Origin of the sequence: Streptomyces sp. NPDC057702 (assembly GCF_042799315.1) — a bacterium.
Classification (GTDB): Bacteria; Actinomycetota; Actinomycetes; order Streptomycetales; family Streptomycetaceae; genus Streptomyces.
On record NZ_JBHVJC010000036.1, the window covers coordinates 1 to 22333 of the forward strand.

Consider the following 22333-nt stretch of genomic DNA (forward strand, 5'->3'; position numbering starts at 1 on the left):
GCGCGGGGGCCGCCGGCGACGGCGCGTACGGCGCGCCGAGCGGTGGCGCGCCGGCGGGTGCGGCGCCCGCGGGTGCCGGTGGCGCGGCGAGTCAGGGCGCCGGGACGGGCCAGGGCGCCGCGCAGGTGCGGGCGATGTGGCCGGACATCCTGGAGGCCGTGAAGAACCAGCGCCGCTTCACCTGGATTCTGCTGAGTCAGAACGCGCAGGTCACAGGCTTTGACGGGACGACGCTCCAGGTCGGTTTCTCCAACGCGGGAGCCCGCGACAGCTTTGTCAGCGGCGGCAGCGAGGACGTGTTGCGGGAGGCGCTGAGCAACCGGTTCGGCGTGCAGTGGCGGATCGAGGCCGTCGTGGACCCCTCGGGCGGCGCGGGGCAGGCGCCCGGCGCGGGCCCCGGCGCCGGCTTCGGCGGCGGGGGCGGGGGCTTCGGCGGTGGAGGTGGCGGCGGTTTCGGTGGTCCCGCCGGCGGGGGCGGGTTCGGCGGTGGGGGAGGGTTCGGCGCGGGGGCGCCAGCCGCGCCGCCTCGGCAGCCCGCACCGCCGCCGACACCCTCCGGCAACGGAGGCCAGGGGCCGGCCGGCGGCACCGGTGGGCCCGGCCCGGGCGGCGCCGGCGAGACCGGCGGTTCGAGGCCCGGCGGCGAGGGAGCCCAGCTCGCCCGACAGGCCGCCGGATCCGGTACGGGCGGCGCGGGCGGCCCCGGCGCCACCGACGCGGGGCCGAGCGGCCCGGCGCCGGGCGGCGGGTACGGGGAGCGCCGGCCCACCCCCGTGGCGCCGGAGTACGACATGCCGGCCGAGGACGACGCGGACCTGGACGAGAACGCGCTCAGCGGCTACGACCTCATCGTGCGCGAGCTCGGCGCGACCGTCATCGAGGAGATCACCAACGAGTAGCCGTGGCGGGGCGGACCTCGGGCGAGCGGGTTCGCTCCGCTGGGGCTGACCGGACGCCGTAAAGCGGCGCCGGCTCAGCCTGACCGACGCCTGCCCCTCCGCCCACGTGTACGCCCACACCCTCGTCCCGGCTGGCCCCGGCTGGCCGCACGGTAGGGAGCGCGCTCGGGCCGCGCGGCCGGGGCTCGGCCTCCGGGGGGCGTACGGGGTGCCCGGTCGGGCCTGGAGGCGGTTCCCCGTGGCTGGGCGAGGTCGGGCGGCGGCCCCACGCGGTGGGCCGCGCCCCGGGCCCGCTGGTCGGGAGTGGCGGCACCGTCGCCCGCTGGCCCACACCGGGTGGCGGCCTCGCGCCGTCGCGACCGCGTGAGGTGGTACGTCGCCGGCAGGCCGGCGTCAGGCCGGGCCGCCGCGATCGCGCGTCCAGCGGGGTCCTCCGGCGGCTGCCCAAGCGAGGCCGGTCGTCGGCCCCGGCCCGTCCGGCCGGGCCCGACACGTCCACCCACAGGGTCCGCCTCCACCCAAGGAACCCGGCGCCTGCCTGCGGGGCCCGCGCCCGCCAGCAGGGCCCGATGCCCCACGGGGAGGGCCCGGCGTCCCGCTCGCAGGACCCGCGCCCGCAGGGGCCCCACCCGAAGGGCGCCCGGCGCCCGCGCTCGCAGAGCCCCGCTCCCTTGCCGCAGCAGGCCACGCGCCCCACCCAGCGGGCTCCGCTCCCAGCAGGCTCCGCTCCCGCAGGGCTTCGCGCCTCGCCCGAAAGGCTCCCCCTCCGCTCACTGAGCCTCGAACCCGCGCCCACAGGGGCCTCGCGCCTCTACTTCAAGAGCCCGGCATTCCGCCTTCGGGGTCCGCCCCCACCCACAGGGCCCGTGCCCCACCCGCAGCCGCAGGGCCTGACGTCCCGCTTGTAGGCCCGCGCTTCCACCCAGAGGGGTCCGCGCCCGCAGGTGTCTCGCGCCTCTGCCCCAAGAGCCCGACGCCCCACCTTCGGGGCCCGCCCCCCACCCGCAGGGCTCGCCCCCACCCGCAGCCGCAAGGTCCGGCGTCTCGCCCGTAGGCCCGCTCCTCCACCCAGGGGGCCCGCGCCCGCAGGGCCGGCATTCCGCCTTCGGGGTCCGCCCCCACCCACAGGGCCCGTGCCCCACCCGCAGCCGCAGGGCCTGGCGTCCCGCTCGTAGGCCCGCGCTTCCACCCAGAGGGCCCGCGCCCGCAGGCCCGTGCCGCACCCACAGCCAAAAGCCCGCCATCCCGCCCGCAGCCTCACGCCTCTGCCGCAGCAGAGCGCCGCGCCTCCACCCCGCGGGATGCTCTCGCCCGTAGGCCCGCGCCTCCACCCAGGGGGCCCCACCCGCAGGGCCCTGCCCCACCCGCAGCCGCAGGGTCCGCCGCCCCGTCCGTAGAGCCTCACGCCCCTGCCGCAGCAGAGCGCCGCGCCTCCGCCCCGCAGGGTGGTCCCGCCCGGAGGGCCCCCGCACCCCCACCCAAGGGCCTGGCGTCTCGCCCGTAGAACCTCGCGGCCCGCGCCCGCCGAACCCCGCGCCCGCCGAGCCCCGCGCCCCCGCCGCCGCAGGGCACCCGCGGGGCGGTCCCGCCCGCAAGCCCCCACCCCCAGCCCGGAGGGCTTCCCACCTCCCCGCCCGGAGGCCCCCGCACCCCCGCCCGGAGGGCCCCGTACCCCCGTCCCGAGGGGCCCGTCCGGGCTCGTTCGGGTCTCCCACCCTGCTCGTACTGCTGCCTCCGGCCTCCTTCGTACGGCGTAGAGCGTGGGGACCGGGGAGCACGTAGGCTCGGGCTACTGAAGATGTTCGTCTACAGCCAGGAGCGATCCCGTGATTCCCGGTGGCGGTCAGCCCAACATGCAGCAGTTGTTGCAGCAGGCGCAGAAGATGCAGCAGGATCTCGCGGCGGCTCAGGAGGAGCTGGCGCGGACGCCGGTCGAGGGGTCGGCTGGCGGTGGTCTGGTCAGGGCCACGGTGACCGGGGGTGGCGAGCTCCAGGGGCTGGTCATCGACCCGAAGGCGGTGGACCCTGAGGACACGGAGACTCTCGCGGACCTCGTCGTCGCCGCCGTACGGGATGCCAACCAGTCCGCTCAGGAGCTCCAGCAGCGCAAGCTCGGGCCGCTCGCGCAGGGCCTCGGCGGCGTGCCCGGACTTCCCTTCTAACCCTCCCGTCGCCCCCGCCCCCTCGGCTCGGCCCGACCGCGTGACGAGACCACGCGTACACGGCCTCCGACGCGGAGTCGCCCGTACGCGTCGGGTCCCGTACGCCACGGCTCGCGGAACGGATCGGGTGGCCCGGCGGGTTCGGGCCGTCGACGGCGTCCGCCCGCTCCGTGGGCGCCCCGGCTCCGGCCCGCACCGCGTCCGACGCCCCGACACCGTTCCCGGCCGCCCGGCTCCGACGACAGCCCCGACCGGTCGTGCGGCGTACAAGCTCCGTACAGGCCGTTGACACACCAGCCACATCAGTCACTGTCAGAGATACACACAGAAGGAGGAGGCGTTCCGTGTACGAAGGCGTGGTCCAGGACCTCATCGACGAGCTGGGCAGACTTCCCGGCGTCGGTCCCAAGAGCGCGCAGCGGATCGCTTTCCACATCCTGCAGGCTGAGCCGACCGACGTACGCCGTCTGGCGCACGCGTTGACCGAGGTCAAGGCCAAGGTCCGGTTCTGCGTGGTGTGCGGCAACGTCGCCGAGGCCGAGCAGTGCCGTGTGTGTCTCGATCCGCGGCGTGATGTCGCGGTCATCTGCGTCGTGGAGGAGCCGAAGGACGTCGTCGCGATCGAGCGGACGCGTGAGTTCCGCGGTCGCTACCACGTGCTCGGCGGCGCGATCAGCCCCATCGAGGGCGTCGGCCCGGACGACCTGCGGATACGGGAACTGCTGACCAGGCTCGCGGACGGCGCTGTCACCGAGCTGATTCTGGCCACCGATCCCAACCTTGAGGGGGAGGCCACCGCCACGTACCTCGCGCGCATGGTGAAACACCTGGGCCTGAAGGTCACGCGGCTGGCGAGCGGCCTGCCCGTCGGGGGAGACCTGGAGTACGCCGACGAGGTCACGCTGGGACGTGCCTTCGAAGGGAGAAGACTTCTCGATGTCTGACGCAACGCTGCACGACAGCCACCACGACCCGGCCGACTTCGCCGTACAGATCTCCGACCAGATCGAGAGTTTCATCGTGGCGGTCACGGAGGTCGCCAAGGGGGACGAGCCGGACAGCGCGGTCCCCTTCCTGCTGCTGGAGATCTCGCAGTTGCTCCTCGCGGGCGGGCGGCTCGGAGCGCACGAGGACTTCGTTCCGGACGAACGCTACGAGCCCGACGTCGGGCCCGAGCCGGACGTGGACGAACTGCGCGAGCGGTTCGCCACGCTGCTCGACCCGATCGACGTGTACTCCGAGGTCTTCGACCCGTACGTGCCGCGCTCGCAGCCCGTCGCCTGCCGTATCTCCGACGACCTCGCCGACATCATCACCGACCTGCGGCACGGCATGGCGCACTACCGCGACGGCCGGGTCAGCGAGGCGCTGTGGTGGTGGCAGTTCTCCTACCTGTCGAACTGGGGCACCACCGCCTCCGCCGCGCTGCGCGCCCTCCAGTCGCTGGTCGCGCACGTGCGTCTGGACAGCCCGCTGGACGAACTCGACGGCCTGGACACGGACACCAGCGCTGATGGCGACGACGAGCTCGCCGAGGAGGCGGGGCGGGTGATGGCGGCGGAGATCGCGGCCCCGCTCGGTCTGCCGTCCTCCGCTCCGCGCTAGCCGGAGCGGAGGGTTCCGCGAACCGTGCGGGCCCGGCTGCGGGTGGGCCCGCGTCCGGCGGCTCGCGAGGGGCGGCCGGCCCGGCGAGGGTGACCCGGCCCGGCGAGGGTGGCTCGGCCCGCTGCTCCGCCGTGGTCGTACCCGTCGCCGTTGTGGCCGTGGTCGTCGCCGGGGCGGCCGGGGGCCGGTGGGCGGCGTCGGGTCGGTCGGGTGCTGGCCGGCGGTGGGCCGTGTCGGGTCGGCCGGGTGGGTGATCGCGGGCCGGCCGTGGTCTGAGTGGCTGGTTCCGCGTAGGTCGTGTGCGCTATCCGGTGTGTGGCCCGGATTCCGGACGCTCAGGAGGGCGGTATTCGGCCGCCTGGGTGTCCTCGTCTCGCTGTGACCTGAATTACGTTCCCGTGTGCCCTCGCGTGGAGCGGGCAGGGTTGCTCGCTGAGCGGGTGAGTGTGGGTGCGTCCTGCCTGATCATGAAGTGAGTTATGTGTCTCGCTATGTGATATTGGGAGGGCTTATCCGACTTGCTCGTTAGACTGAGCCGACCGCAGTTACCCCCCTGCGGGGGTCTGGGGGATGACCCCAGAAGAGACAAGCGAGGAGCGCACGTGGGCCTTGTCGTGCAAAAGTACGGCGGCTCCTCCGTTGCGGATGCCGAGGGCATCAAGCGCGTCGCCAAGCGAATCGTGGAAGCCAGGAAGAACGGCCACCAGGTGGTCGTCGTGGTTTCCGCGATGGGCGACACTACGGACGAGTTGATCGACCTCGCTCAGCAGGTTTCGCCGATTCCTGCCGGGCGTGAGTTCGACATGCTGCTGACCGCTGGAGAGCGAATCTCCATGGCGTTGCTGGCGATGGCGATCAAAAACCTCGGGCACGAAGCACTGTCCTTCACGGGCAGCCAGGCAGGTGTCATTACCGACTCGGTCCACAACAAGGCGCGGATCATCGACGTCACGCCCGGTCGCATCCGGGACGCGCTCGACCAGGGCGCGGTGGCGATCGTGGCCGGATTCCAGGGTGTCTCCCAGGTCAAGAAGGACATCACCACGCTCGGCCGTGGTGGCTCGGACACGACGGCCGTCGCGCTGGCCGCGGCGCTCGACGCCGAGGTGTGCGAGATCTACACCGACGTTGACGGCGTCTTCACCGCCGACCCGCGCGTGGTGAAGAAGGCGCGCAAGATAGTCGACATCGCGTTCGAGGACATGCTCGAACTCGCGGCCAGCGGTTCCAAGGTGCTGCACCTGCGCTGTGTCGAGTACGCCCGTCGCTACAACATCCCCATCCACGTCCGGTCGTCGTTTTCCGGCCACGTGGGCACCTGGGTGCGTAACAAGCCCGAAGGAGAAGAAGGCATGGAGCAGGCGATCATCTCCGGCGTGGCGCACGACACCTCGGAGGCCAAGATCACGGTCGTCGGTGTGCCGGACAAGCCGGGCGAGGCCGCCGCCATCTTCCGCACGATCTCGGACGCGCAGCTCAACATCGACATGGTGGTGCAGAACGTCTCCGCCGCGTCGACCGGGCTGACCGACATCTCCTTCACGCTGCCGAAGACCGACGGCCACAAGGCCATGGAGGCGCTCACCAAGGCGCAGCCCGAGATCGGCTTCGACTCGCTGCGATACGACGACCAGATCGCCAAGATCTCGCTGGTCGGCGCCGGTATGCGGACCAACCCGGGGGTGACGGCGACCTTCTTCGAGGCCCTGTCGAACGCCGGCGTGAACATCGAGCTGATCTCCACCTCGGAGATCCGCATCTCGGTCGTGACGCGGCAGGACGAGGTCAAGGACGCGGTGCGCGCGGTGCACAGCGCGTTCGGCCTGGACAGCGAGAGTGACGAGGCTGTCGTGTACGGCGGCACAGGTCGATGACCAGTGTCGGCGGTGGACGCGGTGAGAGCGGTGTGAACGTGGTGAGCGGTGTGGGTGACGTGACGGGCGTGAGTGGTGACGGCGGTTCCGCCGGGCGGGCGGGCAAGCCGACGCTGGCCGTGGTGGGCGCGACCGGTGCCGTGGGCACGGTCATGCTCGGCATCCTCTCGGAGCGGGCGGACGTCTGGGGCGAGATCCGACTGATCGCCTCGCCCCGGTCGGCCGGCCGCAAGCTCACCGTGCGCGGCGAGGAGGTCGAGGTCGTCGCGCTGAGCGAGGAGGCGTTCGAGGGCGTCGACGTCGCGATGTTCGACGTACCGGACGAGGTCTCCGCGCAGTGGGCGCCGATCGCCGCGTCCAAGGGCGCGGTGGCCGTCGACAACTCCGGCGCCTTCCGTATGGACCCGGACGTTCCGCTGGTCGTTCCCGAGGTCAACGCGCACGCCGCCCGCCTCCGCCCGCGCGGCATCATCTCGAACCCCAACTGCACCACCCTGTCGATGATCGTCGCGATGGGGGCGCTGCACGCCGAGTTCGGGCTGAGCGAACTGATCGTCTCCTCCTACCAGGCCGTTTCCGGCGCCGGCAAGGAGGGCGTGGACACGCTCCGCGCGCAGCTCGCCAAGGTCGCCGGCACGGAGCTGGGCACGCAGCCCGGCGACGTGCGCCGCGCGGTCGGGGACACCGGGCCCTTCCCCGGACCGATGGCGCTGAACGTGGTGCCCTTCGCCGGCTCGCTCAAGGAGGACGGCTGGACCTCGGAGGAGCTCAAGGTCCGCAACGAGTCGCGCAAGATCCTCGGGCTGCCCGGTCTGCGGGTCACCGCGACCTGCGTCCGCGTGCCCGTGATCACCACCCATTCGCTGACCGTGCACGCGCGGTTCGAGAACGAGGTCACTGTCCCCGCCGCGCACGAGATCCTCGCCAGCGCGCCCGGTGTGGTGCTGTGCGACAACCCCGCCGAGGGCGAGTTCCCGACTCCGGCCGACGTCGTGGGCACCGACCCGACCTGGGTGGGGCGCGTCCGCCGCTCGATGGACGACCCGAACGCTCTCGAACTGTTCGTCTGTGGCGACAACCTGCGCAAGGGCGCGGCGCTGAACACGGCCCAGATCGCCGAGGTCGTGGCCGCGGAACTGACCGGCAGTCACTGAGCACCGACGGCCGTCGGCCCTCGCGCCACCGGCCACAAGCCCCCGCCAGCCCCGCCGCCTCGCGATGCGTCACCCGCGAGGCGGTCGTGCAGCGGGGGCCCTGGTCTTCGCGGCGCCGTGCGACGCTTCGCGGTGCCGCGCGACGCTTGGTGGTGGTGTCGGCGGTGGCGGTGTGCCGGTTCCTCGGGGGGCGGCCACCTCTCCTCGCCGTCGCCCGCGCGGCCCCGGGTCGGGTACGCCTTCGGGGTCGGCCGATCGCCGGGTTCCTCATCACTGGTCGGTGCGGATGCGGGTGCGATCGTGCGTCGGGCGGCGCGGGGGCCGGCTCGGCGTGGAGTCGTGGCTGGTGGGGCGCGGGCGTGCTGCGGGAAGTGCCGCACGTTCGGCTCGACGCGCTGTGCGTGCGCGAACGGAGTAGGGGTGGCGGGGCCGGGCCCGCGGGGCTCGACCGTGGGCGGGCGGTCGCCGAGGCATCTCGCGGGTCCCGGTGACGCGCGCGCCCGTCCCGCGCGACATGGCGGGGCGTTCGTCGTGGAGCGGCGGGGACAGTCGGGGGCGCCGTGGCGCGTGCGCGGTGGGTGGTGACCGGAAGGTGCGGGGCCGGTGCGGGGGCGCGTGCCAGCCTGCGGTACAACATGTGAAGATTCTGTGACCGCCCTATGGGTCGCCTCGCTTGATCTGCGACATCATTTTGTTCGACTATTCGCTCCCCACTTTCCGCAACCGCCGGTCGGGGGGAGGCGTCTTCGTCACCGCCCCTTATGGGCACTGTTACAAATGGGGCATTGAGGGAGGGTTGTTGCGCATGGGGGCAATGGTGGCATTGTTCGGGGCGGCGCCTCCCGCGTACAACCCTGACGGGGGGAAGCGTGTCCAACAGGCGTGGCAGAGGTACTTGGCATCGCAACAGCCCTGGGGCGTGGCAGCGCGGCAGTGCGCCCGCCGCGTTCGCGTACCTCTGGCGGTATGCCGGTGATCGCGCCATGGCCGGCCGCTCGCCCCGTTCACGTACCTTCACAGCGCGGGGACATTGACGACGCGATGGCAGCGGGCACCACAGTCGATCACCTCACCGAGACGTATCGAGCCCATTACCGGTCGCTGCTCGGCCTCGCGGCGCTGCTTTTGGACGATACGGCGTCGTGTGAGGATGTCGTTCAAGAGGCATTTATACGGGTGCATTCCGCGCGTAATCGCGTGCGGGAGCCGGAAAAGACACTCGCCTATTTGCGCCAGACCGTCGTCAACCTTTCCCGTTCGGCACTGCGCCGGCGCATTCTCGGGCTCAAGCTGCTTTCCAAGCCCATGCCCGATATGGCGAGTGCCGAGGAGGGTGCGTACGAACTGCTGGAGCGCGATCAATTGATTCAGGCGATGCGGGGACTGCAACGCCGGCAGCGCGAGGTGTTGGTGCTGCGCTACTTCGCCGACATGACCGAAGCCCAGGTCGCGGAGACCCTCGGGATATCGCTGGGTTCGGTCAAGGCGTACGGATCGCGCGGTATCGCGGCGCTACGCGTCGCCATGGAGGCCCCGGCATGAGCCACGAGCACGCGAGGCCGGGCGGGCCGGACCGGCAGGCTGACCATGGCCGACGCGAGGGCGGCGAGACGGCCCACGTCCCGGACGAGCAGGGAGATACGTCGCCTACGGTGCGAAATCCCACCGTCGAGACCGAGGGGCGCACCGCCGACGGGCGGGACGGCGCGACTGCCGAGGACGCCTCCGGACAACCCACCGGGCAGTGCGACGCCCCTGCGGCCGAGAGCGATTCCGCGGCCGAAAAGTGGCGATCGAACACCGAGGACCACGAAACGATCCAGCCTGACGCGACGGCTTCCGAAGCGGAGCGACTCCGCCCCCAGGCGCCCGGCGCCGAGTGGCCTGACGCGGACCAGCCCGGCGCGGTGACTTCCGACGAGTCGGGCGACGGGCCGGCCGAGGCCGCGCGAGCCGAGACCCGCCCGGAGCCGGTTGACGACAGCGTGGCGGGGGACGGGTCCGCTGACGACACGGCCGTCAGCCGGACGAGCGGCGGCAGTGGGGCCGCTGGCGACCAGGCCGACGACAGACTTCCCGGCGCGCGGGCCGCCGGTGGGGGGATCGCCGGTGGTGCGTCCGCTGGCGACCAGGTCGACGACGAGAAGACCGCGACCGCCTCTGACCCGACCGTGCCGAAGTCCGGACCAACCGGGTCCGCATCCGACGCGGACAAGCCCGTGGTGGACCACCCGCCCGCCGCTGGTTCGACCACCCGCGACCTGACCGCCTCCGACCTGACCGTCTCCGACCGGGCCGCCTCCGCGCCGGCGGCCGGTTCGGCCGGGGCCGCCGGCTCGACGGCCGGTGGCGACGACGGGCTGGCCGGGCTCGGCGGCGGGCTGGACGAGCACGCGCTGCGCCGCATGATGCGCGGCGCCGTGGGAGACCTGGAACCGGCCCCGACCGCCCTCGACCACCTGCGTCACGCCGTACCGGCCCGTCGGACGCGCCGCCGCCAGGCGCTCGTGGGCGCCGCCGCCGCGATCGTGCTCGGCGGGGCGGCGATCCCCGCGCTGGTGCACGTGACCGCCATCGGCGACTCCTCGCAGAGCCGCCCGGCCAACGCCGCGAGCAGCGAGCGCACGCCTGACCCGATGGCCGGCGGGCACCACGGCGAAAGCGGTCCGATCAGCGAACCGAAGAAGCCGTCCAAGAAGGACAAGGAAGAAGAGGAAAAGGCGGAGAAGGAAGAGAAGAAGCAGAAGGACAAGCCGGCTCCGCGCCCGTCCGAGGCCGTGGACCCGGCTCTGCCCAACCCGTCGAGCACCCTGGCGGCCACCTCTCCCACATGCGGCCGGGACCAGCTCGGCGACGGCGGCAGCAGCGTGGGCGCGGCCAACGCGGAGGGACAGGTGTACGGCTCGTTCCGCGTCGTGAACACCTCCGGCGACCCCTGCACCGTCGACGGCAGCGGTGTCGTCGGCGCGACGGCCCAGGGCGCGGCGAACCCTTCCGAGGTGCAGGTCGTCGACCACACGGTGGGCGATCCGGCCACCGAACTGCCCCCGCCCTCCGCCTCGGCCGACCAGCTCATCCTCCAGCCCGGCCAGGCGTACGAGGTGCGCTACGCGTGGGTCCCCACCCCGGGTGGCGGCGCCACGGGCTGTGCCGGCGGCAGCTCGCCCAGCCCCACCCCCACGGCCGAGGAGCCCCAGAAGAGCCCGGTGGAAGGCGAGCCCGCCACGCCGGCCCCGCCCGGAGACACGGCCGGCCCGGGGAGCACCGGAGGCGGGGGCGGCGAGGAACCGCCCGCACCCTCAAGCGTGGTCATCAGCCACACACCGGACGCGGGCGACCCCGCGGTCGCGAACGCGACCGTCCCCGAGGCGTGCTCCGGCACCGTCTACCACACCGGAGCCCTGGCCGCCCCGTAACCCCAGGTCACAGCCGGTACGCGAGGCACACCCGGCAGGCCCCGGCCGGTCCCCGCACATGGTCGTGGGACCCGTCGGCCGCGCCCCGGCATCGAGCGAACCAGCAGCGCACAACGCGGCGCACCGCACCGGAGCCCGCGCCCGCGCGACCGGGTTCGTCGCGCCCCGCGCCCCGCGAGCCCAGGCCCCTCCTGCGGCCCGCGTGGGGTGGGCCCGTACCGTGGTGGTGTGTATCGGTTCCTGCTGACGCCCCGGTGGTGGGGGATCAACGTCTTCGCCGCGCTGAGCATCCCCCTGTGCCTGTTCATGGGGAGCTGGCAGCTCAGCCGCTTCGAGTCGCGGGTCGACTCGCACCAGGAGCAGCGGGACCACGCCGACAAGGCGGAGTCGACCGCCGCCGCGCCGCTGGCCGACCTGCTGCCGGTCACCAAGGAGACCTCCGGTCGACAGGCCAGGGCGGTCGGACGATACGACGCCACCCACCAGTTGCTCGTCCCGGACCGTTCGCTGGACGACCGCGACGGCTTCTACGTCCTCACCCTGCTGCGCCTCGACGGCGACACGCACGCCCTGCCCGTCGTACGCGGCTGGCTGCCGGGCGACGCGGACTCCCCCGCCGACCGCGCCAAGGTGCCCGCCGTACCGACCGGCGAGGTGACCGTGGTCGGCGCCCTCCAGGCGTCCGAACACAGCACCAGCAGCGGCGTCCAGGCGCGCGGCGGGCTGCCCGCCGGCCAACTCGGCATGATCAGCGCCGCGTCGCTGGTCAACTTGGTGTCGTACGACGTACACGACGCGTGGGTCACCCTCACGAAGGCGACCGCCCCGCTCACGCCCGTACCGCCGGCAGCCGCCGAAGGCACCGGGCTCGACCTCAAGGCGTTCCAGAATCTCGGCTACACCGGCGAATGGTTCGTCTTCGCCGGCTTCGTCGTCTTCATGTGGTTCCGGCTCTTCCGCCGCGAGGCGGAGAACGCCCGCGACGTGGCCCTGGGCATCACCCCGCCCCCCGACACCTCCACCTCTGCCCCCGACCCCGGCCCGTCACGCGGCCCGGGCGACCCCGACACCCCCGCTCCTGGCCCAGACCCTGAGCCGTCGAGCGGCCCAGCTACCCCCGCCGCCCCCGCCACCTCGGCCACCGCCCCGAGCGCTGACCCGACCCCGAGCCTCGCCCCTGACGCGGGTGCGGGTGTCGGTGCTGGAGCCGGGGCGGGTACGGCGCCCTCGGAGGCTGAGGCGGAGGCGGAGGTGGCCACGAGGGCGGAGCCGGGCCCCACGGCCGAGGCGGCCGGGGCACCTCGCGGCTGAGCGAGGGGGCCTCGCGCGGGGGGCCGGGGCGTGAAGCTACGAGGCGGTCGGAGCGTCCGCCTCAGCGGCCTCCACGGCATCGGCGCTGGCACCGGCATCCACAACGCCGGCGTCGCCCGCCGTGTCCGACCGGGTGTCCGGCTGAGCGCCGCGCCCCAGGTGCCGTTCCGCGAAGGCTATCTCCATCCGGAGCTGCTTGATCCGCTCTTCCACGACGAGCGAGCCGTGCCCGGCGTCGTACCGGTAGACCTCGTGTACGGCACCGCGCTCCTCCAGGCGCGTGACGTAGTTCTCGACCTGCTGGATGGGGCAGCGGGGGTCGTTCACCCCGGCCGAGATGTAGACCGGAGCCCGCACCTGGTCGACGTAGGTCAGCGGGGAGGAGGCGGTGAACCGCTCCGGTACCTCCTCCGGGGTGCCGCCGAGGAGCGTGCGGTCCATGGCCTTCAGCGCCTCCATCTCGTCGTGGTACGCCGTGACGTAGTCGGCGACCGGCACCGCGGCCAGGCCCACGGCCCAGGCGTCGGGCTGCGTACCGAGGCCGAGGAGGGTGAGATAGCCACCCCAGGAGCCGCCGCTGAGCACCAGTCGTCGTGGGTCGGCGAGCCCGGAGGACACGGCCCATTCGCGCACGGCGGCGATGTCCTCCAGCTCGATGAGTCCGACGCGGTGCTTGAGCGCGTCCGTCCAGGCCCGGCCGTACCCCGTCGAGCCCCGGTAGTTGACCCGCACCACCGCGTACCCGTGGTCCACCCAGGCGGCCGGGCCGGCGGCGAAGGCGTCGCTGTCGTGCCAGGTCGGGCCGCCGTGGATGTCGAAGACGGTGGGGAAGGGGCCTTCGCCCGCCGGGCGTTGCACCAGCGCGTGCACCGGTCCGGCCGGGCCGTCCACCCACGCGTCGGTGACGGGCACCGAGTCCGGGGCGCGGTCGAGCCCGCCGGGCAGCGGCGGGGGCTCTAGTACGACGCGGCCGGTCGTCGAGCGGACCTGCGGGGGGCGCTGGGCGGACGACCACAGGAACTCGACCGAACCGTCGGGCCGGGCCGTCGCCCCCGAGATCGTGCCCTTCGGCGTCTCCACCCGCGACAGCGCACCGGAGGCCAGGTCGTACCGCCACAGCTCGCTGCGCGCCTGGTAGCTGTGCTCGACGAGCAGCGCCGTGCCGTCCGGGTACCACTCGGCGCCCACGTCGCCCGGCAGGTCGATGGTGAGGGCGCGCTCCTCGCCGGTGAGCGGATTCCAGATCATCGGCTCCCACCGGCCGCGCCGCTGGTGTCCCACGAGCAGCCGCGCGTCGGCCGCCACCGGCGCGAAGCCCAGCACGGCGAGCCCGAGTTCCTCGGCGCCGCCCCGGGTGTCGTCCAACTCGGCGACCGTCGTACCGTCCAGCCGCACCACGCGGATCGCCGAGTGCATCGCGTCGCCGTGCTCGGTGTGCTCGATGGCGATCAGGGACGAGTCGTGCGAGAGGTCGCCGACGCCCGCCGACTGCCGGTGTCGGTAGATCTCCACGGGTTCGGCCGCCGTGCTCGCGTCCCGGCCGCCCGAGCCCGCGTCGGACCCGCCGTCCTCCGCGCCTTGGCCCGCCCCCGGGCCGGTGTCGCGGGCCGCGCCGCCGGCGCCTCGAACGACGTGGATGGCCGAGCCGTTCTCGTCCGTGGAGCGGCCGATGACCGCGGTGCCGTCCAGGCCGAGCGCGAGCCCCGCGGGGTAGGAGGCGGCGAGGCCCGGCACGGCGGGCTCGTCGGGCCCGCCCGAGAAGGGCTGCCGCAGCCACACCCCGAACTCGTCCCCGTCGGTGTCCGAGAACCACCAGATCGACTGGCCGTCGGGGGCGAGGACACCGTCCGTGGTGCCGTTCGGCCGGTCGGTCACCTGGCGCTGCTCGTCGGTGGTGCGGTCCCAGGCGTACAGCTCGTAGGTACCCGTGACGTTCGAGACGAACAGCGACCGCTCCGGCGCGCCCTCCGCCCAGTCCGGCAGGCCCACCCGCGCCGCCCGGAACCGCTTCTCCCAGTCCGGCCACTCCGCGCCGGCGAGGGGGGCGGGCGTGGCCGCCGGCGCGGGGGCGCCGTCGCCCGTCGACTCGCCGTCTGCCTGCCACGCACGGGGCGCGGGCCGCCGCTCCTGGGCGGCCACGTCCTGGTCTCCCGGCCTCCCGTCCGTGCCGCGCCCCGGGGCGGTGCCGCTCTCGTGGCTGCCGCGCTCCGCGCTCCCGCTCGCCTGCTCGGCCCCGCCTCGCACCGCTTCGCTGCTCTCAGTCATGACCCCATTCTGCGCCGAGGCACCCACAACTCGCTGGCGAGGCCGTCTGCCTGTGGATAACCTCGCGTGCATGACCCAGCTTCCTGGCCCCGAAGACTGGCGAGAGGCGAACCGCGCGATGTGGGACGAGCGGGTTCCCATCCATCTGACCAGCGATTTCTACGACCTCGACGCCTTTCGGGCGGGCCGGGACTCGCTCAGCGACTTCCAGGCGGCTGAGGTCGGCGACGTCGCGGGCAAGACCCTCCTGCACCTCCAGTGCCACATCGGCCTCGACACGCTCTCCTTCGCGCGGCGCGGCGCGTCCCAGGTCGTCGGCCTCGACTTCTCCGCCCCGGCGGTGGAGGCCGCCCGCGACCTCGCCACGGAGCTGGGCCTGGGCACCGACCGCGCGTGCTTCGTCACGGCCGACGTCTACGACGCGGTGACCGCCGTCCCGGACAGCGCGTACGACATCGTCTACACCGGCATCGGCGCGCTGTGCTGGCTGCCCGACATCGTGCGCTGGGCGGAGACCGCGGCGGCCCTGGTCGCGCCCGGCGGCTTCCTCTACCTGTCCGAGTTCCACCCGATCGTGGACGCGCTGGACGACGCGACGGGCAGCCGCGTCGCGTACGACTACTTCAGCCGCGAGCCGTGGATCGACGAGACCCCCGGCACGTACGCCGACACCACCGCCTTGACCAGCAGCAACCGCCGAGTGGAATGGCAACATCCGCTGGGCTCGGTCATCAGCGCGCTGGCCGCCGCCGGGCTGCGCGTCGAGTTCCTGCACGAGCACGACATGACCTTCTTCGCCCGCTTCGGCGCACTCCAGCCCGTAGCGGGCACCCCTTACTACCGGTTCCCGCCCGGTCAGCCACGCGTCCCCCTGATGTACTCGCTGCGCGCGTCCAAGCCCCCGGCCGCCCACTGACCCCGAACACCTCCGGCCCCCGCCCGCACCTACGCCCACTCCCTGAGCCACGCCCCCTCCCGTCCCCGGTGGCGCCCAGGGCCGGTCGGGCCTCCACCACCCCACGGGCAACAGCGGTCACCCGGCCCTCGCGCTCATCCGGTCGTGAAGACCAGCACCGCGTTGTGGCCGCCGAAGCCGAACGAGCAGGTGATCGCCGCGGACATCGCGGTGCGGCGCGGGGCACCGGCGACCACGTCGAGCTTGTGGTCCCCGTCCTGGTAGCCGAAGTTGGCGGTCGGCGGGATCGTCTGGTGTTCCAGACTGAGGATCGTGTACGCGGCCTCGATGGCCCCGGCCGCGCCGAGGGCGTGCCCGACCACACTCTTGGGCGCTGTCACAGGCGGCGGGCCCTGGCCGAACACCCCGCTCAGCGCGGCGGCCTCGGCCGCGTCGTTGAGCCGGGTGGCGGTGCCGTGCGCGTTGACGTGCCCGATGTCGGACGGCGCGCACCGCGCGTCCCGCAGCGCGACCTGGATCGCCCGCGCCGCGCCGGCTCCGTCGGGAAGCGGTGCGACGGGGTGGTGGGCATCACTGGTCGCCCCGTAGCCGCGTAGCAGCGCGCGAACCCGCGCCCCGCGCGCCCGCGCGCCCGCGTGGCGCTCCATGACCAGTACCGCCGCGCCCTCGCCCAGGACGAAGCCGTCGCGATCGGCGTCGAAGGGGCGGCTGGCCAGCTCCGGCGCGGCACGGCGTCGGGACAGCGTCCGCAACCGGGCGAAACAGGTGGCGCTCATCCGGCTACGGGCCGATTCGCTCCCACCGGCGAGCACCACGTCACACGCGCCCCCGCGCAACAGATCCCGGGCGACACCGATCGCGGTCGCCCCCGACGCGCAGGCGCTGGCGGTGGTGAACCCCGGCCCGCGCGCCCCCAGATCCATCGCCACCTCCCCGGCGGCCATGTTCGGCACGCTACGCGGCAGGGCGAGCGGGGAAACGCGGTCGGGTCGCTCGTCGTCCAGTGCGCGGAACTCGGCGGTGTACGTCGCGAGGCTGTTGGAGCCGACACCGAGCACCACCCCGACCCGCTCACCGTCCCACGCCTGCGGGTCCAGCCCCGCGTCGGCGACCGCGCGCCGCGCCGCCACCACCGCGAACTGGCTGAACCGGTCGGTCCGTCGAGCCCACCGCTCGCCCAACTCCGCGGCGGCGTCGAACCCCGGCACCCGACACGAGAAGTCGACGGGCAACCCCGCCAACTCCTCGTCGTACGCGGCCACCGAGCGCCCCCGGCACAGCGCGGCCCAGTTCTCGTCGAGCGTCAGACCAGCGGGCGAGAGCAACCCCACCCCGGTCACGGCGATGTCGGCGGTCCGCGCCCTGGCGACACCCATCGTTCTCCTCACCGGCCGCTCCCTCACCGTCGACCCACGCACCGCCCGAAGCGGGAGGCGAGACGCGGCCACAAGCCCCACGCGTAGGACTGTGCCAGAACCGGCACCCGGTACGGACGCGCGACTGTGGGCCATTTGGGGGAGAACGACGGGTGACGCGCACGGTTCCGGCGGCTCGCCCGGCTACGGGCCGGACCGCGACGGGAACGGTGGTGCCAGCGCTCGCGACGGCGCTCCGCCCGCCCCTCGCGCGCCCGCGTGAACGGCCCGCGTGTCGTGCTCACGGTCGCGTGCGCGAGCGCACCGCGAGCGGCCGAGGACGTGGCAGCGCATGTCATACGCCCAGGAGTTGGCGGAGATCGCTCTCGCGTAGGCGCTGATCCGGGTCGGCGACGTCTCCGTCGAAGCGCACGCCTTCACCGCTCAGGACGTCTGCGGCGGAGTCCGTACGCGAGGGATCCAGCCACTGGAAGCCGGAACTGACCTTCCCGGCGGCGGTGAGGACCCGCCAGGGGTGGGGGCACTGGCCACAGGTGCCGAGGTGTCGACCGACCGGGACGGCGTGGCTTCCGATCGCCGCCGCCAGGTCACCGTAGGTGGTCCACTTCCCGGCCGGGACGGCGCTCAGCAGGGCGTGCAGCCCGCTCCAGTCCCTGCGGGCGCCGCCGAGTTGCCTGGCCAGGCCGGCCAGGTCGGTCCCCGCCAGGGTGGCCCACGCCTCGGGGTCGACGTCGGCGGGCACCCGCGCGGTGTCCACGTCCCACCACGTCGTTCCCCGGATGCTCTCGACGGTGCGGCCGGTCACGCTCGTGACGACGTGACGGGCCAGCTCCGAGGGGGAGTAGGCGGCTCCGTCCGCGTCCCACACCAGTGGCTTGTCGGCGTCGTTGGTCCAGGTGGCGGCCGACCGGCGAGGGTCCCGCGCCACCCAGGAGTCGATCGCGGCGCGGACGGTGTCCGTCACGCCGTGGCGCGGTGTCATCAGCAGCCTGGTCCCGTCGGGCAGCAGCCCCGCCCCGACGAGCGCGGGCACGGCGTTCCGCGAGTGCGCGCGTTCCCGCAGCTTCCGGGCCGCCGCCTCGCCTTCGACCCGGGCCGGGGCAAGCGTGAACTCCTCGACCTCCGGCGTCGGGTAGACCTTGGTGAACCCGGCGACGAGATGCCCCGCCACTCGCCACAGGCCGACCTGGACGAGATCGATGTCGAGACCCATCTCGGACAGCCAGACCACGGAGTGGGTGACCCGCTTGGGGAAGTCGGCGGCGATGATCACCTGCCGAGGGCGTTGGAGCAGTTCCGGGCTCCACTCCCCGTCCACCTGGTCGAGCAGCCGCCGCCGACACGCGTCGGTGTCGAGGTCCTGCCCCCTGCGCCTCAGGAAGTCACGGTGCGCCTGGGCCAGGGTGTCGAGGTCGAACCGGGACACCAGGGCGGCGTAGGTGATCGCCTGTAGGTGTACGTCCCCGTCGGCCGCGCCGCGCTTCAGCTCGACCACGACCAGGCGTCCGGTCGCGTCCAGCCCGAGTATGTCCAGCCGGTCACGGGCCGGCACCCCGTCGATGTCGGCCCACCGGTCGTACTCCGCGGTGACCACGAGTACGGACTCCCCGAGCACCCGCGGATGGGCGATCACCCATTCCTGCAGGTGCTGCCGCTCCCACAGGCTTTCCGCGGCCAACCCGGTGCGCGATATCGGCGTGGCCGCCGCACCGTCGACAGTAAAGAGATGCTCCACGCCGCCCCCTCGAATACCCGACACCGTCCGCCGAACGCCCCGAGCGTACGAGGCGGGGCCAACCCCGGAGCCCCATCGGCCAAACCATCGAAAAGGCCCCGCCACTTCGGGGGCCGACACGGGGTCACCGCCCCTGCCTCGGCGCCCAAACGGCACCCTGGTTGGCTCCGGAAACGAGTCAGGGGCCTGATCCACTAACCGGACCAGGCCCCTGACCTACTGTTCCTTCAGTCGGGGTGGCGGGATTTGAACCCACGACCTCTTCGTCCCGAACGAAGCGCGCTGCCAAGCTGCGCTACACCCCGAAGCAACGAGCTCTACTTTAGCGGACCTGTCGCCGTAGACGAAATCCGGTATCGAAGCCCTGCCGGCCGGGCCGACCTGGGGTGGAGTCGGGATGTGGGTTCGGCGCTCGGGTGGGGCGGGGGCGGGTGGGAGGCGGGGGCGACACCGGCCCCCCGCGGGCCTCACGCCGCGCTGGGGTCCCGCTGGACCCGGCTGTGGCGGGGCCGTGACGGCACGGGCAGCCCCGGCCGGCTCACCAGCCACCCGACTCACCTCGCCGGCCTGCTCGAGGTGCCGGGTGCGGGGCCGTCGCCCGGGGCCGGATGCGGGTCGTGCGGGCGGCTCGCCCTGGAGCGTGTCAGGGCATCCGCTCCGCACAGTGCGTCTCCCCGCCCCTCGCGACAGCGGTGCGCCGCGTTCGTGGAGGCTCGGTGCCGCGACCTCCGGACTGTGCGGGTGCTTCGGCGAGGCCTGGTTCCGTACGCGGGGTGTGGCCCGTCGCGCCGAACGAGCGCGACGGACACCTGGCGCCCGCTTCCTTGGCCAGTGGTGACGCCGGCGAGACCTTCCCCCCTTCGTGCCGGCGCACGAGTGCTCGATCAGGAGAAGAGGAGAGCCGGACGGCCGGCGGGGGGGCGGCGTCAGAAGGGTGTGCCGTGGCCGGCGCGGACCAAGCCTGGTCGCGGCGGAGGGTGGGAGCCTCCGACGGGGGCCTCTCCCGCGAAACGCGACGAGTCGTCGCCGGGCGGTCCCGTAGGGAACGACGCGCTGTCGTCAGGGTTGGTCCTCGGGGTGGGACCAACCCTCGTCGCGACTGGCTCGCGAGAGGGCGGGCCCGCACGGGGTGGGGCCACAGGGTTGGCCCGTACGGACCGACCCGTATGAGGAGGGCACGCCTGTCAGGGTCAGCTTTCGCGTGGCGTCAGGGTGAGAAGCGTCGCCTCGGGGGGGCAGGCGAAGCGGATGGGGGTGTAGCGGTTGGCACCGCAGCCCGCGGAGACGTGCAGGTAGGAGCGGTTGCCGCCGGCGCGGTGGGTGGAGAGGCCCTTGACCCGTTCCGTGTCCAGGTCGCAGTTGGTGACCAGGGCTCCGTAGAAGGGGATGCAGACCTGGCCGCCGTGGGTGTGGCCCGCCAGGATCAGCGGGTAGCCGTCGGCGGCGAAGGCGTCCAGGCTGCGGAGGTAGGGGGCGTGGACGATCGCCAGCGACAGGTCGGCGCCGGTCTCCGGGCCGCCGGCGACCTCGGCGTACCGGTCGCGCTTGATGTGCGGGTCGTCCAGGCCGGTCAGCGCGATCTCGATGCCGTCGAGCTTGAGCCGTCCCCGCGAGTTCGACAGGCCGACCCAGCCCGCCGCGTCGAACGCGTCGCGCAGGTCCTCCCACGGGTTGTGTACGGCGCCCACGACCGGCGGATTGCCGTTGAGACCGTGCCGGCCGCTGGCCTTTTCCAGCAGGTAGCGGGCGGGGTTACGCATCTTGGGCCCGTAGTAGTCGTTCGAGCCGAAGACGTAGGTGCCGGGGAACTCGAGGAGCGGGCCGAGGGCGTCCAGCACCTCCGGCACGGCGTCCGGGTCGGAGAGGTTGTCCCCGGTGTTGACCACGAAATCGGGCCGCAGCCCCGCGAGCGCCTGGAGCCACCGCTGCTTCTTGCGCTGCCCGGACACCATGTGGATGTCGGAGACCTGGAGCACCCGTAGGGGTTCGGCCCCCGGGGGGAGTACCGGAACGCTGACGCGCCGGAGCCGGAACGAGCGGGCTTCGAAACCCGCCGCGTAGGCCAGGCCGGCCGCGCCGACTGCCGTGATTCCAGCGGTGATTCCCAGGGGTACTCCGTATCGCGCGCGCATACGTCCATCGTCGCAGAAGCCTCGGCACCCTGAAATCACGGGGCGTACGACCGGGCCTCCTGGCAGACTCGACGGCATGACCACGCTCAAGACCAGGCTCCAGAACGACCTCACCACCGCCATCAAGGCACGCGATGAGCTGCGCTCTTCCACGCTGCGACTCACGATCACGGCCATCACCAAGGAAGAGGTCGCGGGCGAGAGCGCCCGGGAGCTGTCCGACGCCGAGGTGGAGAAGATCATCGCGCGCGAGGCGAAGAAGCGACGCGAGGCGGCGGAGGCGTTCGCCGAGGGCGGTCGCGCGGAGTCGGCGGAGCGGGAGCGCGCCGAGGGCGAGGTGCTCGCCGAGTACCTGCCCAAGCCGCTCACCGACGACGAGCTGAACGCGCTGGTCACCGAGGCCGTCGCGGAGGCCAAGGCCGCCGGGGCCGAGGGGCCGCGCGCGATGGGCGCCGTGATGAAGATCGTGAACCCGAAGATCGCGGGCCGGGCCGAGGGCGGCCGGGTGGCCGCCGCGGTCAAGCGCGCCCTGGCTGACTGAACCGTACGGATCGGCTGGCGCGCAAGCGTCGGCCATCCCGTACGGGGCGGCCCCTCGCGCGGACCACGGGGTGACGCGTACGCCTCCACCCCGACGGGTGGCTGTGTTCCCGTGGGGTGGCGGCGCTCCCGAGCGAGGGCCGATCACCCCCGACGGGCAGCGGCGTCCCCTACGGGTGCCGCCCCCCTCCAAGGGGTGCGGGCAACCCGGCGGGCGTCAGCCGGCGGATCACCACCACGGACGCGCTCCGGCACCACCCTGATCTCGTGTCATCCTCGACAGTCAGGTAACGGACATATCGGGACAGTTCGCCTCGACTGCCTGTCGGGGCGGTCGCCCCCAAACGCGGTCCCGGACCGCTGGCCCCGACACCAACCCGGACGGCCTACCTCCGGTGCCGCGCTCCACACTCTGGCGACCCGCCGCTCTATCTCGATCCCGGCAGCTCCCTCGCGAGGTGTACGCGTACGGACCCTTGGCCGCACGCCCCCGAGACCCACCCCGGCGCCGCGTGCGCTGGCGACCCGCCCCGGGCACGTATCCGGACAGTCGCCCCAAGCGCACCCCGACGCTCCCGTACGCGTACCCCGGCGCCCTCCGCACGTGTACCCCCACGCGTGCGTACGCCGGCGGTCGCGGCGGGCCTGACCAGGGGCGCCCCCTCGCCGAGCACGGCCCGCGGCCCGCGTCCCCCCGTCTCGGCCCGACCTCGTGCGCCCCGCCGAGCCCGCGCGCCGAGGCTCGCACCGGTCGCCCGGCCCGGACGGCGCGAAGGCCGCGACCCCGGCACGGCGGCCGGCCGCGACGGTCGCGGCCCCACAACGGGAGTGGCACCCAGTAAGGGGAGTGGCCCAATAAGGAGAACGGGTCCGTGACGAGCGCGGACCCCCAAGGGGGCGAACGTGAGACGGGGGCCGATGTCCCCATCGACCCCCGCCCCGCTACGC

At 73.5% G+C, this 22333-nt stretch carries 13 protein-coding genes, 1 tRNA gene and 2 pseudogenes; 11 read left to right on the forward strand and 5 right to left on the reverse strand.

All coding sequences use genetic code 11. From position 1 onward, the window contains the following. The 9 genes and pseudogenes from ACFVFR_RS25250 to ACFVFR_RS25290 form a co-directional block, all read left to right on the forward strand. Positions 1-899 (forward strand): annotated as a pseudogene (locus tag ACFVFR_RS25250) (DNA polymerase III subunit gamma and tau); the annotation flags it as partial. A 1826-nt stretch (positions 900-2725) separates the two neighbouring features. Further along, positions 2726-3061, forward strand: a complete 336-nt coding sequence (locus ACFVFR_RS25255) for a YbaB/EbfC family nucleoid-associated protein (protein WP_383705583.1) — start codon at positions 2726-2728, stop codon at positions 3059-3061. A gap of 344 nt (positions 3062-3405) precedes the next feature. Beyond that, positions 3406-4005 carry a recombination mediator RecR gene (gene recR / locus ACFVFR_RS25260; RefSeq protein WP_383705586.1) on the forward strand — a complete coding sequence of 200 codons (600 nt, stop codon included), beginning with the start codon at positions 3406-3408 and terminating at the stop codon, positions 4003-4005. Continuing rightward, positions 3998-4666 (forward strand): DUF5063 domain-containing protein, encoded by a 669-nt coding sequence (locus tag ACFVFR_RS25265; RefSeq protein ID WP_383705589.1) that lies wholly within the window; start codon positions 3998-4000, stop codon positions 4664-4666. The genes recR and ACFVFR_RS25265 overlap by 8 nt, the downstream gene beginning before the upstream one ends. A 602-nt stretch (positions 4667-5268) precedes the next feature. Beyond that, on the forward strand, positions 5269-6540 hold the full coding sequence (locus tag ACFVFR_RS25270) for an aspartate kinase (protein ID WP_383705591.1): 1272 nt from the start codon (positions 5269-5271) through the stop codon (positions 6538-6540). Between the two features lie 68 nt (positions 6541-6608). Next, a complete protein-coding gene (locus ACFVFR_RS25275) occupies positions 6609-7694 on the forward strand; it encodes an aspartate-semialdehyde dehydrogenase (protein ID WP_383705594.1) in 1086 nt (361 codons plus the stop codon). A gap of 882 nt (positions 7695-8576) precedes the next feature. Further along, positions 8577-9236 (forward strand): SigE family RNA polymerase sigma factor, encoded by a 660-nt coding sequence (locus ACFVFR_RS25280; protein WP_383705596.1) that lies wholly within the window; start codon positions 8577-8579, stop codon positions 9234-9236. Between the two features lie 365 nt (positions 9237-9601). After that, positions 9602-11110 (forward strand): hypothetical protein, encoded by a 1509-nt coding sequence (locus ACFVFR_RS25285; RefSeq protein ID WP_383705599.1) that lies wholly within the window; start codon positions 9602-9604, stop codon positions 11108-11110. Positions 11111-11338: 228 nt separating this feature from the next. After that, positions 11339-12241, forward strand: a pseudogene (locus tag ACFVFR_RS25290) (SURF1 family cytochrome oxidase biogenesis protein); the annotation flags it as partial. 216 nt (positions 12242-12457) lie between these two features. Here ACFVFR_RS25290 and ACFVFR_RS25295 read toward each other — a convergent pair. Beyond that, entirely contained in the window at positions 12458-14686 is a 2229-nt protein-coding gene (locus tag ACFVFR_RS25295) for a prolyl oligopeptidase family serine peptidase (RefSeq protein WP_383705602.1), read from the reverse strand. A 70-nt stretch (positions 14687-14756) separates the two neighbouring features. Here ACFVFR_RS25295 and ACFVFR_RS25300 point away from each other — a divergent pair, with 70 nt between their 5' ends. Next, on the forward strand, positions 14757-15602 hold the full coding sequence (locus tag ACFVFR_RS25300) for a class I SAM-dependent methyltransferase (protein ID WP_383705604.1): 846 nt from the start codon (positions 14757-14759) through the stop codon (positions 15600-15602). Between the two features lie 134 nt (positions 15603-15736). Here the strand turns inward: ACFVFR_RS25300 and ACFVFR_RS25305 are convergent, their stop codons facing one another. The 4 genes from ACFVFR_RS25305 to ACFVFR_RS25320 form a co-directional block, all read right to left on the reverse strand. After that, positions 15737-16978 carry a beta-ketoacyl-[acyl-carrier-protein] synthase family protein gene (locus ACFVFR_RS25305; protein ID WP_383705699.1) on the reverse strand — a complete coding sequence of 414 codons (1242 nt, stop codon included), beginning with the start codon at positions 16976-16978 and terminating at the stop codon, positions 15737-15739. 334 nt (positions 16979-17312) lie between these two features. Continuing rightward, a complete protein-coding gene (locus tag ACFVFR_RS25310) occupies positions 17313-18713 on the reverse strand; it encodes a DNA-binding protein (protein ID WP_383705607.1) in 1401 nt (466 codons plus the stop codon). Between the two features lie 231 nt (positions 18714-18944). Beyond that, a tRNA-Pro gene (locus ACFVFR_RS25315) sits at positions 18945-19018 on the reverse strand. Between the two features lie 885 nt (positions 19019-19903). Beyond that, complete coding sequence (locus ACFVFR_RS25320) at positions 19904-20845, reverse strand: metallophosphoesterase (protein WP_383705610.1); 942 nt, start codon at positions 20843-20845, stop codon at positions 19904-19906. A 76-nt stretch (positions 20846-20921) separates the two neighbouring features. Here ACFVFR_RS25320 and ACFVFR_RS25325 point away from each other — a divergent pair, with 76 nt between their 5' ends. Next, positions 20922-21386, forward strand: coding sequence for a GatB/YqeY domain-containing protein (locus ACFVFR_RS25325; RefSeq protein WP_383705612.1), 465 nt, complete (start codon positions 20922-20924; stop codon positions 21384-21386). Positions 21387-22333 lie beyond the last annotated feature (947 nt).

Excerpts from the sequence above, each read along its gene's own strand:
- ACFVFR_RS25305 (WP_383705699.1), bottom strand. The coding sequence starts at position 16,978 with ATGGGTGTCGCCAGGGCGCGGACCGCCGACATCGCCGTGACCGGGGTG.
- ACFVFR_RS25295 (WP_383705602.1), bottom strand. The coding sequence starts at position 14,686 with ATGACTGAGAGCAGCGAAGCGGTGCGAGGCGGGGCCGAGCAGGCGAGC.
- ACFVFR_RS25320 (WP_383705610.1), bottom strand. The coding sequence starts at position 20,845 with ATGCGCGCGCGATACGGAGTACCCCTGGGAATCACCGCTGGAATCACG.
- ACFVFR_RS25325 (WP_383705612.1), top strand. The coding sequence starts at position 20,922 with ATGACCACGCTCAAGACCAGGCTCCAGAACGACCTCACCACCGCCATC.
- ACFVFR_RS25300 (WP_383705604.1), top strand. The coding sequence starts at position 14,757 with ATGACCCAGCTTCCTGGCCCCGAAGACTGGCGAGAGGCGAACCGCGCG.
- ACFVFR_RS25265 (WP_383705589.1), top strand. The coding sequence starts at position 3,998 with ATGTCTGACGCAACGCTGCACGACAGCCACCACGACCCGGCCGACTTC.